The sequence below is a fragment of the Legionella sainthelensi genome (assembly GCF_900637685.1).
Taxonomy (GTDB): Bacteria; Pseudomonadota; Gammaproteobacteria; order Legionellales; family Legionellaceae; genus Legionella; species Legionella sainthelensi.
Window position 1 is genome coordinate 941,606 of sequence record NZ_LR134388.1, and the last position, 11,974, is coordinate 953,579.

Genomic DNA, 11,974 nt, shown 5'->3' on the forward strand with positions numbered 1-11,974 from the left:
AGCTCACCCTCTGAACAGATACTATTGGCAATGAATTAAGGATTACTCTGTCAAAAGGGGAGATTAAAATGTTCAAATTAGCGTGGTTGGGTCTGTGTCTACACTCCCTTTTATCTTGTACTCCTTAATTTCTCTGGAAGTATAGACTAAAGAATCACTTAATGAACAGTTTTTCACAAATTAAAAAATATAAAGTTTCTAATTCTTCTAATTGGTTTAAAGTAATACATTCATTAACTTGATGGATTGTTGCATTTACAGGCCCAAGCTCAATAACTTCAACACCATAGGGTGCTATAAAACGGCCATCTGAAGTACCCCCACTAGTAGACAGCTCGGGTGAGTTTCCTGTGAGCTCGATGATTGCTTCTTTGCAACTTTCGATTAAGGTACCATGGGCTGTTAAAAAAGGTTCACCGCTGAGGCGCCATTCAATAACTGGGTTCAGGTTAAATTCTTGGAAGGCAGAAACCACTTTTTCTTTTAATGCATGGTGGGTCTGTTCTGTAGAATATCTAAAATTAAGATGCAACACCAACTCACCTGGGATGATATTTGCAGCATGGCCGCCAGAATGCATGTGGGTAATTTGCATTGTAGTCGGTGGAAAATGGGTATTACCTTGGTCCCATACTGTAGTAGTAAGTTTGTTCAGCACAGGACTCATTTTATGTATTGGGTTATCTGCCAAATGAGGGTATGCGACATGTCCTTGTTTTCCATGAACATTAATTTTTGCGCTCAGTGACCCACGTCTGCCAATTTTAATGACATCACCCACACTGTGAGTACTTGAGGGTTCACCTACAACACAGTAATCAATATGGATACCTTGTCTTGCTAAAAGCTGCATCACATAAGGTGTACCCATATCATAATCCTCGCCTTCCTCGGCACTTGTTATCAGAAAGCCTAGTCTTCCGTGAAATTGGGGGTACGTTTTAATAAAACGTTGTGCCATCAAGAGCATACACGCGAGACTGCCCTTCATATCAGCTACACCGCGCCCATAGAGTAGTCCATCTCGATTTTCGAGCACAAACGGATCGGTAAACCATTTTGTGATTTCACCAATGGGAACTACATCTGTATGACCAGCAAAGACTAAAAGAGGGCCTGTGTCTCCATAGGATGCAAAAAAATTAGATACGGGTCCTTGATTCATGCGTTGGCAAGTAAATCCGACTCCCTCTAAAAATTGAATCATAAATTCCTGACATCCAGCATCTTCTGGAGTAATCGAGGGAAAACCAATCAGTGTGTCGAGGATTTTTTGCAACGCTTTAACACGAGGAGAAGAAATGACGTCTGAGTATGGGGCCATATTAATTTGCTCTTAGTAATTCATTGATGCTTACTTTCGCTCTTGTTTTTTCATCTACTTGTTTTACGATGACGGCACAATACAAACTGTAACTTTTATCTTCACTTGGTAAACTTCCTGCAACCACTACTGATCCTTCTGGTATTCGTCCATAAGTGATTTCACCGGTGAGTCGGTTATATATTTTAGTACTTTGTCCTAAGTATACTCCCATAGATAAAACTGAATTGCGTTCTACGATGACTCCTTCAACTACTTCAGAGCGTGCTCCGATAAAACAATTATCTTCAATTATTGTAGGATTAGCTTGCAAAGGCTCAAGAACCCCTCCAATACCTACCCCTCCTGAAAGATGAACATTTTTACCGATTTGAGCGCACGAACCCACAGTAGCCCAGGTATCTACCATGACTCCTTCATCGATATAAGCCCCTATATTCACATAAGAAGGCATCAAAACACAGTTTTTTGCAATATAGGCACCTTTACGGACTATTGCATGGGGAACCACCCTTACTCCAGTTTGTTTGAATTGTTCTTCAGTATAATTATTGTATTTGAGAGGTACTTTGTCGTAAAACTGACAAAAACCGGAATCAATGATTTGATTGGGATTCAGTTTAAACGATAAGAGAACGGCTTTTTTTATCCATTGATGAACAATCCATTCGTTATTTATTTTTTCTGCAACACGAAGTTGACCACTGTCGAGACAAGATAGTACTTCACTAATTGCGGTGATTAGTTCAGGCGTTACCGTATCAATGGATAATGTTTGACGTTGCTCAAATGCTTCTTCAATTAGAGTTTGTAACGTGTGCATCTCTTTTTCCTGTATCTGGTATTATTTGAAGTTTACGCTATTGTCTTTACTTAAGTGTTTGTTTATTTTGCGAAAACGAAAGTTCAGAGGGGAGCTCATTTTCACAAGTACGACAACAAATTTTCTAAGCTTATAGCAATTCTGTTTAAATATTTTTAATCTTCAAATGCGTATTTCAAATCAGCTTGTAAATCATCTATATGTTCTATGCCTACTGACAGGCGAATAAATCCATCTTCTATACCTAATGTTTTTCGTTGCTCTGGAGGGATTGAGGCATGAGTCATAATCGCGGGATGTTCAATCAAGCTCTCTACACCCCCAAGGCTTTCAGCCAGGGTAAATAATTCACAGCGTGATAAAAATCGCTTAGCAGCATCAAGTCCACCGTCAATGACCATGGAAATCATACCTCCAAAGCCTTGCATTTGCTCTTTTGCGAGTTGATGTTGTGGGTGGCTTTCAAGCCCTGGATAAATGACTTTACTAACCTTGGCATGGTTGTCCAGCCAATTTGCTAGATGATTAGCATTCTCGCAATGTCTTTGCATGCGTAAGGATAGAGTTTTTAAGCTTCTTAAAACAAGAAAACTATCAAATGGGCCAGCAATTCCCCCGCATGAATTATGAAGAAATGCAAGTTTGTCTGCTAAATTTGGATTATCGCCGACAACTACCACGCCACTTACTACATCAGAATGACCATTAAGGTATTTGGTGGCAGAATGAAGGACTATATCAAATCCTAGTTCGAGAGGGCGTTGTATCCAGGGAGTTGCAAAGGTGTTATCTGCAACAGCGATTAAATTATATTTTTTCGCAATTATTGCTATTTCACGTAAATTAGCGAGTTTTAGCATAGGATTCGAGGGAGTTTCAACCCAAAGCATACGTGTTTTTGAGGTAATCGCAGCTTCTATTTTTTGGGAATCTGACATATCGACAAATGAAAAAGATAAGTGGGAGGTGCGTGTTTTTACTTTATCAAATAAGCGAAAAGTTCCTCCGTATAAGTCATCCATCGCTACGACATGATCTCCTGCGTCTAACAAGTCAACTACTGTATTAATTGCAGCCATTCCTGAGGCAAATGCAAAACCACGAACCCCTGACTCTAAACTAGCAATACATCCTTCATAGGCACCGCGGGTGGGATTGTGGGTACGCGAGTATTCATAGCCTAGATGTTCGCCTGGGGCACTTTGTTTGTAGGTAGATGTTGCATAAATAGGAGTCATCACCGCACCTGTACTTGGGCATGGTTCTTGGCCGGCATGTATCGCACGGGTATCAAAATGGCTTTTTTTCATTGAGATCTATCCTTTTTAGGTAACTTGATTTTTTTTCGTGTATTGAAGAGCGATCTTTTCAGACTAGTTGATGTAGGATATTCTAGTGAGGCTTATATGTACAGAAAAGTTTAGCTGTCTCATGGGTATAAACGGTGTGTTTTTTTGTTGTGGTTTATCTAGACTTCGGTTTTTTTTATTAATCAGGGCGTTTAACAATGAAATTTGATCTTCTTGCTTTGTTAACAGCAAAATACGCACAGTGGGTTGTTATTGCTTTAATTTTGCTTTTTTCTCTATTGATCATTAGTGAATGGTCTACTTTATTTTTTTCTTCAAATGTTCAATCTCCCCCTGAAACAATAAATAAAGTACCAGTCACAAAGGTACAGAATTCTTTTGATGCTATTTTACATACATCATTATTTGGGGTTTATGTTACTAATAATTTATCGAGTATTAAAAAATCAATGCTGAATGTCACGTTGGTTGGAATCTTATTTGCTAATAAAATAAATGAGTCACAGGTAATTATACGCTCTGCTAATGGAGAGGAAAAAACTTATAAGATCGGGGATACAGTACCTGGGGGTGCGGTCATTAAGCGTATCATGGCTACTGGAATTTTAGTGGATCGACGTGGTACTTTAGAGAGTTTGAGTTTACCTAAAAATGAATTAATCTTTGAGCCAGCAGCAAAGCCTTTGACAGAGGATAAGGATTTATGAGACGTTTATTGGAATTGTTAACTGTTGTAATTTTTGTTTTTACTCTTGGGGGCTGTGTTATATCCAGCTCTGTTAATTTGCGAGAGGGTATAGATAGTTTTAGAGTAGAAGAGTATCGCAAAGCGTTTATCCGGTTAAAGCCAGAGGCTGAAAAAGGCCAACCTGATGCCCAATATGCGGTAGGCTATATGTATTATTACGGTAAAGGCGTTGTAGAAGATCGTAAAAAGGCTTGGTTTTGGATCAATGCAGCAGCAAATTTAGGACAGCCTGATGCAAAAGAAGCAATTCGAATTTTGGCCCGTGGTGGCTCTTTGAATTAAACTTCCAACACTTCTCGGCTCACAATAAAGGGAACGTAATTTGTTCCACGCCACATATTCTTCAATCCATTGCTTTATTTTTCAATAAATTAAAGCAATTTTCTGCGGACTTTTAGGAGCAAGTCGCGGGGTGTAGCGATTTGAATTATCAAAAGCCCCTAAAATAGTCCTTCATAAGTTCTGCGATGTAATGTAGTGACAAGAAAGTATTTTGCGGGTAGGTTGGGCTAATCCTAAGGAGTTTAATTGTTCTTTTGTAAACCACTTGCCTTGATTTTCGGACAGTTGCATACCTAAATATACAGTTTTTATGCTGAGGGCGTTAATTTCTAAATGAAAATGACTAAAACGGTGTTTAAAAGCAAGTAATGGTTGGGGATGTTCACCCGCTAAATCATAGTGCACACGAATAAAATCCAAGGGGCATTTATCGGTATCAATGCTTGGCAAACACCATAAACCGCCCCATAACCCCAAAGGAGGACGCTTTTCTAAATAGATATCTCCTTTCTCATTGTGTAAAACTAATAATTGCTGATATTGAGTCGGTATTGATTTTTTAATTTTTTTTGTAGGATATAAATGCTGCTCTTCATGTTTAAAGGCCAAGCAATTTTCTTGCAAGGGGCAATTCGAGCACTGGGGTTTTTTTGTAATACAACAGGTAGCGCCTAAGTCCATAATGGCTTGGGTATAATCCGCACAGTTCTCTTGGGGCATGCAAGAGTCAGCGAGTTCCCATAACTTTTTTTTGACTTGAGCTTGCTCTGGATAGCCTTTGATCCTAAAAAAACGGGTTAAAACTCTTTTCACATTGCCATCCAAAATCGCTGTTGGCTTGTTAAATGCTTGCGATAAGATAGCTGCTGAAGTGGAAGGGCCAATTCCCGGTAATTCGTTTAATAATTTACGGTCATTTGGGAATACTCCTTGATGATGTTGCAAAATAAGTTTTGCAGTGTGATGAAGATTTCTAGCCCGGCTGTAGTACCCTAGTCCTGACCATAAAGAGAGCACATCATCTTCGTGTGCATGCGCCAAGTCACTAATATCCGGAAAGCGCTGTATAAAACGCTCAAAATAGGGAATAACTGTTTGTACTTGAGTTTGTTGCAACATAATTTCGGAAATCCATACTCTATAAGGAGTACGTGGATGTTGCCAAGGTAGATTTTTACGGCCATGCAGAGCAAACCAGAGTAGTAATGGTTTGCTAAATTGCTCATATAAATTTTGTTTATTCACTCTAAATGGTTCTTTGTGGTGTTTCGTATGGGCGTACTGTAAAAAAAGTAAGGTTTGAGGTCAACCATTAATAAAAATTGTCGCTTTTTAGAAAGAAATCCTGCTTCATAAAGCGTAGAAAAAATTAAAGGGGATTCGCAAAATGCCGATATATAGTCTATCGTTTTAAATAGCGTCAGTTTTAGATAAGAATGTTATGAGACTCAATTTGTATCAAGGTCTACTCAAATATTTATGCAAATATTTAATCGAAACTAACGTTAAATAAGGGCCTGTTGTATTTAGGATGAGTAACCCAATCAAGGAGAGATATATGCGCCAGAGTCAGTATGAAATAGTTGTATTAAAACCTACGGCTGCTTTCCTATCATTTCTCACGTCAAAGTTACCCGGGATTAAATTACCTGATTTAAGATTGTTACAAATTGATAATACTGCATATGCTTTTGAAAAACATCATGTGGATAAACCTATTCTTGATCAAATAGAAGAACATTTTTCAATTATGTTTGGCCATGAAATTATGCGTTGGTTAGGAGATAGAGTACCAAACGAAATAAGCATCAACTTTCTTGATTTTCTTTGTTGTTTTAAATTTGAATTACATCATCATATTCTTTTGATGGAGCCTTCAATTGAAAAAGGACATCAATTATTATTAATTCAACCCCGTTTAGGATTGTTGAATTGGATTAATTCTTCAGAAAAAAGACAAGAAGGTTTACAAGATGTCGTTGAAAAAATCAAATTAAATCAATTAGCAAAAAATACAACAGTTTTAGTTAGAGACTTTTCCAATTTGACTGAAATAAAACCTTTTATCCAAAAAAACTTTTTTTCAATCTCTGCAACGGCAATGAAATATCTATTAGAGGAGCCCGAGCAATGGCCAATTATTGATTCTTTTCAAACATTTAATCATTATTTTGCAATAGAAATTCATACTCAATTAATACATCTGCACCAATAAATTGCATGCTGTGGTTTAGAGGTAGCTCCGATCATGAGAAACAATAATGATATTTATTTGTCTCGTCATATTTCCTAATCTCCTCTGCGACAGTAGAGGGGAGCAATAAATTTCTTGGTGGCTACCCAAAAAACATCAACAACTACTTGAGTTAAAATTATTCTTCTGAGTCAATTAGTGACATTTTTGTTGGTATATATTACAATTCTCCTGCATTTTTGAGGAATGCGGGATTTTGAGCTAATTGGAGGAGGTATATTAATGGCAAGAAAACGTTTTTTGAGATTTATTTCGTTTATTTTATGTTTCACTCTGACGTTCCCAGGATACAGTTTAAGTGTGAATTCGCTACTTCCAGATGAGCAAAACACAGTGACCGTTTTCCAAGAGGCGTCGCCTAAAGTTGTCTATGTTCATCGATTAGCAACTGTAACTAATCAATCTTTAAAAAAAATGCAAATACCAGCGGGAGCCGGTTCTGGTATTGTGTGGAATAACAGTGGTTATATAGTAACAAATTATCATGTGATAAAAGGAGCTGAGAAGTTAGCAGTTACTTTGGGCAAATTGACTGTGCCAGCAAAAGTAGTTGCTGCGGAGCCACGTAAAGATATTGCTGTGTTAAAGATTGAGTCACCCCAAGCATTAGCCTTACTTAAAGGGTTTAAGCCATTTGAAATAGTGCACCTGAATGATCTTATGGTGGGACAAAAGGCGATCGCAATAGGTAATCCCTTTGGCCTCGATCATAGTTTATCTAAGGGGGTTATTTCTGCATTAGGTAGAAAAGTTCCAGGAATTGGAGGGGTGACGATTCACAATATGATCCAAACAGACACCCCCATTAATCCGGGCAATTCAGGTGGTCCACTACTAAATAGTGCAGGACAATTAATTGGTATGAACACTATGATTTATTCTAATTCAGGCTCATCAGCAGGAATTGGTTTTGCTGTTCCTGCTGATGATATTGAGCGTATTGTGACGCAAATCATTAAGAATGGTCGTGTGGTGCTCTCTGGAATCGGTATTCAAAGTGTGCCATCTAGTATTGCTCATCGGTTAGGGATACATAAAGGAATATTAATTGCAGATGTTTTACCAAATACACCCGCAAGTAAAGCCCACTTGCATGGTACTCATAAAGATGCTTGGGGTCGTATTGAATTAGGTGATATTATTGTTGCATTAAATGGCCATGCAGTTCGAAACTATGATGTTTTATACAACATGCTCACTGAAATCAAAGTAGGCGAACGAGTAACTGTTTCTATCCAGCGTGGTAATAAGCAAATGGATGTAACAATGAGAACAATTGATGTAGCTGGAATTCAGTCGTAAACACGTCGCGTTTATATAGGATCCAGTACTAAATAAAATCTGTTCGATATAAAAAATGATGTTTTTTTTGTATCGAACTTGCATTAAATAAGAAAGTTATATAAAGCAGCGAGAAGGCGAGAAGTTACGAGTTTTTCTTGCTGCATGATGACTTGATTCTAGGGAGAATATGGATGTTATTAAATAGAAATGATTCACTTTTATTATTAATTGATGTACAAGAAAAATTGACGCCAGCTGTACTTAATAGTGAAGCATTGATAAGCCACTGTGAATGGTTATTAAAATTAGCGCAAAGACTAGAAATTCCAGTTCTAGTTAGCGAACAATATCCCCAAGGTCTTGGTTCAACTTTGAAGACATTTCACCCTTATTTTAATCAACAAGAATGCATCGACAAGGTGTCTTTTTCTTGCATGGGTGAGTCAAAATATGCAGATCGCTTAAAGCAATTTCAAAAAAAACAGCTCGTCCTTATCGGTATTGAAACCCATGTTTGTGTTTTGCAAACTGCACTAGAAATGAGAAGTGAAGGTTATGATGTTTTTGTCGTGGTTGATGCGGTAAGCTGTCGTGGCGAACAAAATATGAAATATGGATTAAAACGAATGAAACAAGAAGGAGTTCAACTCGTTACTTCTGAAATGGTATTTTTTGAATGGCTAAAAAAAGCCGGTACTCCCGAATTTAAAATGTTAAGCAAAGAGTTTTTTAGTTAAATAAACTTACCAGGTGAAAGGAATATAAAATAAAGTATGCTTTGAAACGACAATTTTTTTCGTTTTGCCTAGGTACTACAATTCATGGAGAGTAGACAGTGAATTTTTTAAATCAAATTGTTTTAATTGCTGGTGGTGCTTCGGGGATGGGAAAAGCTTGTGTTCAATATCTTCAACAACGAGGAATGCATGTTGTTGTTTGGGATAAACAAGTTGATGAACAAAGTGAAGCAGATTTATTTATTAGTTGTGATGTAACGCTTGATGAATCCGCAGAAAAAGCAATGCAGCAGACCATAGAACAATTAGGTGTGCCTCGAGTTTGTGTTAATTGTGCTGGAATTGCGCCTGCAAAGCGCATTGTTGGGAGAGATGGCCCCATGCCGTTGGCTGCTTTTAAGCAAGTAATCGATGTGAATCTTATTGGTACGTTTAATGTGATGAGGGTCGCTGCTCATGCGATGAGCAGCCTGGAGTTGGAGAGCAACTCCCAGGAGCGAGGTGTGATCATTAACACGGCGTCGATTGCTGCATTTGAAGGTCAAATTGGGCAAGCTGCTTACAGTGCTTCTAAAGGTGGGGTTGTAGCGATGACCCTCCCGGCAGCGCGGGAGTTAGCTCAGTTTGCAATTCGTGTAAACACAATTGCACCGGGATTGATCGCCACACCAATGTTGCTCAATATGCCTCAAGAAGTACAAGATAATTTAGTGACGACAATGACTTTTCCGAAACGTTTTGGAAAACCTAACGAGTTTGCAGCACTGGTCGCTCATATTATCGAAAATGAGATGATGAATGGGGAGGTAATACGTCTTGATGGTGCTCTTCGTATGCAGTGAGTTTTGCATCAAGGCATTGCGAAAAAATAGGGGAATGTAATGATTCCCCTGCCAATCACAGAGGACATCTAAGCGCCTGCATATTTTTAATTGCCTCTTCGAAATCAATCCAGTGAATGGATTTTAAATTTCTTTTAAATCTTTCTGAAGATACTGATGATTTCCGCATGTGGTCTTTTTTTGGAGGTTCGTTTGTCTCTATCAAATTCAGAGACAAAATGTGATTTTGCAACTCCTTGGCTCATTTTCCATAGGTGATTCTAAATCCTCATATTCGGATTGGAATAACCCCACTTTTATGGTTTCTGGTAATGTCCCATGAGGATGCTCAGAACTTTTAAAAATCAAGGTGTTTTTAATTGATGATTTAATGCGATTTGAGGACTAGGGACAAGATTAGTCATTGGTTTTTATTCGCAATTTTTTTAATCAACACAGAGAGGCTCTTTTAACATCTTCATAGCAATTTTGTCGCTATCAATCTGATAATTGCCTAGTGCGATTTCAGCTTTAAAATATAAAACGCGCGCTTCATTAATTTCGGAAACTTCTTTCAGAGAGTTTTTTATTGCCTCTAGCTGTTTGGATGTGTCATTGATACTGACATGTGATGAGGGTGCATCAGTTAAATTTTTAACGTCTTCATGTATTTTCTTTAAATGTTCTTCCAGCTCTATTGTTTTTACGGGAGCTATATCAATGATTGGATTTAACATAATGTATCCTCAAGCATATTTGACTTCTATCTTTATCGGCTCATTTTAAAAAAACTTTAGATGTTTTATTGATTTTTTTACATGATAGTGCTTCTTTAAATTTCATTCTACTTGATTTTTGTGTTTTTGGAGAAAAAGATTTTTTGTTTTTAGGAGCTAGTATGAGTATGGAATAAAAGTACAAACTCGATAGACTCTGTATTCATAAACTGCTTAACCGGAACACACATTATGCTTAGTCGCTTTTTCTAAAGAAGCTTTTCTATGATTCAATCATTCATCCAACCCATCGCTACTTGCATAAAATAGTAAAACACTTAGTATGCTCATTTTTGATAAAAATCAGATATGCCAATTTCAGGAGTATATAATGATGATTCGTTTCAGTATTTATAGCGTAATTTTGTTGGTTTTCCAGATATCAGCGTATGCAGAAAGTCACCACCCCCAAGAATTTTTACAATCAATTAGTGGAGCCAAAAATGAAGGGGAACAAATTTATAACCATTTTTGTGTGAATTGTCATGCGATAAAACCTTTGATTTCTATAGGTGCACCCAGAATTGGTGAAAATGACGATTGGAAAACACGTTTAAAACAAGGGGTAAACATTCTTTTTAAACATACAAATGAAGGTTTAAATGCAATGCCTCCTAGAGGTGGATGCTTTGAATGCACTGATAAACAACTCATGTTAGCGATTCAATACATGCTACCCGAGCACTCTAAAAAATAAACATTATTTTCTTTATAAGTTCATAAAAAATACAAAAAAGCAAAAAAAATTACAAAAAAGCTAAACCTATTTTTAAAACTCCCGATAAATAAGATAAAAAAGAGGGAGAAATAAAGTGAAAAAATATCTCGTGTTAGTTCCAGTATGTGCATTAGCAACATCTTGTGCTTCTATGGATCGATCAGTGCCTATTGTGGATGACGCAGGTTATACTCACTATACAATGAGCATGGGTGCTGATAATAAAGGGTCTAATTATTTTCCAGTGAAAAGAGAAGCAACGGGAAAAAAAGTTATTGTATTTGATCCAAAAGCAACGGCCTGGGCGGCTTACGATAAAGATGGGAACAGGGTGAACACCGGTAGTGCTTCAGGGGGAAAGGACTTTTGTGAAGATGAAGGCAAGCCCTGCCATACAGTTACAGGAACTTTTAGTATTTATTCTAAGAAAGGTGAGGATTGTACCTCTAGTATTTATCCTCTTGAAACCCACGGGGGGGCTAGAATGCCCTATTGCATGCATTTCCACGGAGGATATTCCATCCATGCAGCATACGAAGTACCTAATTACAACGCAAGCCATGGTTGTATTCGTGTTTTGCCGAGTGCCGCGAAATGGCTAAATGAAGATTTCGCTGATATTGGAACAACCGTAATTGTAAAACCATATTAACACAATGACTTAAATAACATCGTTATCTCCTATTGCCCTGCAAATGCAGGGCTTTTTTATTTTTTAAATAAGCAGAATCATTTCTTGAGAAGTTAACAGCCCAATTTTTTTAGTTCTGACTTTCTGTTGACTCATATTTTTTGTGGTTCATTTCAATGAACTCCATTGTTTTTTTTCATTCGAACAACTTGCTAATAACCGAAGTGGCATTTACTATCATATTCTTTTTATCGGATCTGCTTAAG

The 11,974-nt window shown here is 37.5% G+C and carries 13 protein-coding genes; 8 read left to right on the top strand and 5 right to left on the bottom strand.

Translation table 11 applies throughout. From position 1 onward, the window contains the following. Nucleotides 1-154 precede the first annotated feature (154 nt). The 3 genes from dapE to EL220_RS04155 form a co-directional block, all read right to left on the bottom strand. Nucleotides 155-1,324, bottom strand: a complete 1,170-nt coding sequence (dapE, locus tag EL220_RS04145) for a succinyl-diaminopimelate desuccinylase (RefSeq protein ID WP_035906025.1) — start codon at nucleotides 1,322-1,324, stop codon at nucleotides 155-157. Nucleotide 1,325: 1 nt separating this feature from the next. Next, the gene (gene dapD / locus EL220_RS04150; protein WP_027270987.1) at nucleotides 1,326-2,147 is read right to left on the bottom strand and encodes a 2,3,4,5-tetrahydropyridine-2,6-dicarboxylate N-succinyltransferase; all 822 of its coding nucleotides are present in this window, start codon (nucleotides 2,145-2,147) and stop codon (nucleotides 1,326-1,328) included. A gap of 155 nt (nucleotides 2,148-2,302) precedes the next feature. Continuing rightward, complete coding sequence (locus EL220_RS04155) at nucleotides 2,303-3,457, bottom strand: trans-sulfuration enzyme family protein (protein WP_027270986.1); 1,155 nt, start codon at nucleotides 3,455-3,457, stop codon at nucleotides 2,303-2,305. A gap of 197 nt (nucleotides 3,458-3,654) precedes the next feature. On the opposite strand from EL220_RS04155, the gene EL220_RS04160 reads away from it, so the two are divergent. Then, nucleotides 3,655-4,164 (top strand): type II secretion system protein N, encoded by a 510-nt coding sequence (locus EL220_RS04160; RefSeq protein ID WP_027270985.1) that lies wholly within the window; start codon nucleotides 3,655-3,657, stop codon nucleotides 4,162-4,164. Further along, nucleotides 4,161-4,487, top strand: coding sequence for a tetratricopeptide repeat protein (locus EL220_RS04165; protein WP_035906024.1), 327 nt, complete (start codon nucleotides 4,161-4,163; stop codon nucleotides 4,485-4,487). The genes EL220_RS04160 and EL220_RS04165 overlap by 4 nt, the downstream gene beginning before the upstream one ends. Nucleotides 4,488-4,658: 171 nt before the next feature. On the opposite strand, the gene mutY is transcribed toward EL220_RS04165, so the two are convergent. Beyond that, nucleotides 4,659-5,732, bottom strand: a complete 1,074-nt coding sequence (gene mutY / locus EL220_RS04170; protein WP_027270984.1) for an A/G-specific adenine glycosylase — start codon at nucleotides 5,730-5,732, stop codon at nucleotides 4,659-4,661. 313 nt (nucleotides 5,733-6,045) lie between these two features. Between mutY and EL220_RS04175 the strand changes: the two genes are divergently transcribed. The 4 genes from EL220_RS04175 (at nucleotide 6,046) to EL220_RS04190 (ending at nucleotide 9,604) form a co-directional block, all read left to right on the top strand. Next, a complete protein-coding gene (locus EL220_RS04175) occupies nucleotides 6,046-6,702 on the top strand; it encodes a hypothetical protein (protein WP_027270983.1) in 657 nt (218 codons plus the stop codon). Nucleotides 6,703-6,963: 261 nt separating this feature from the next. Then, complete coding sequence (locus EL220_RS04180) at nucleotides 6,964-8,043, top strand: S1C family serine protease (RefSeq protein ID WP_027270982.1); 1,080 nt, start codon at nucleotides 6,964-6,966, stop codon at nucleotides 8,041-8,043. A 173-nt stretch (nucleotides 8,044-8,216) separates the two neighbouring features. Next, on the top strand, nucleotides 8,217-8,762 hold the full coding sequence (locus tag EL220_RS04185) for a hydrolase (protein WP_027270981.1): 546 nt from the start codon (nucleotides 8,217-8,219) through the stop codon (nucleotides 8,760-8,762). Nucleotides 8,763-8,860: 98 nt separating this feature from the next. Further along, a complete protein-coding gene (locus EL220_RS04190) occupies nucleotides 8,861-9,604 on the top strand; it encodes an SDR family NAD(P)-dependent oxidoreductase (protein WP_027270980.1) in 744 nt (247 codons plus the stop codon). Nucleotides 9,605-10,029: 425 nt separating this feature from the next. Here the strand turns inward: EL220_RS04190 and flgM are convergent, their stop codons facing one another. Further along, nucleotides 10,030-10,320, bottom strand: a complete 291-nt coding sequence (flgM, locus tag EL220_RS04195) for a flagellar biosynthesis anti-sigma factor FlgM (RefSeq protein WP_027270979.1) — start codon at nucleotides 10,318-10,320, stop codon at nucleotides 10,030-10,032. 370 nt (nucleotides 10,321-10,690) lie between these two features. On the opposite strand from flgM, the gene EL220_RS04200 reads away from it, so the two are divergent. Together EL220_RS04200 and EL220_RS04205 are read left to right on the top strand one after the other, a co-directional pair. Continuing rightward, a complete protein-coding gene (locus EL220_RS04200; RefSeq protein ID WP_027270978.1) occupies nucleotides 10,691-11,056 on the top strand; it encodes a c-type cytochrome in 366 nt (121 codons plus the stop codon). A 115-nt stretch (nucleotides 11,057-11,171) separates the two neighbouring features. Further along, nucleotides 11,172-11,729 carry a L,D-transpeptidase gene (locus EL220_RS04205; protein ID WP_027270977.1) on the top strand — a complete coding sequence of 186 codons (558 nt, stop codon included), beginning with the start codon at nucleotides 11,172-11,174 and terminating at the stop codon, nucleotides 11,727-11,729. Nucleotides 11,730-11,974 lie beyond the last annotated feature (245 nt).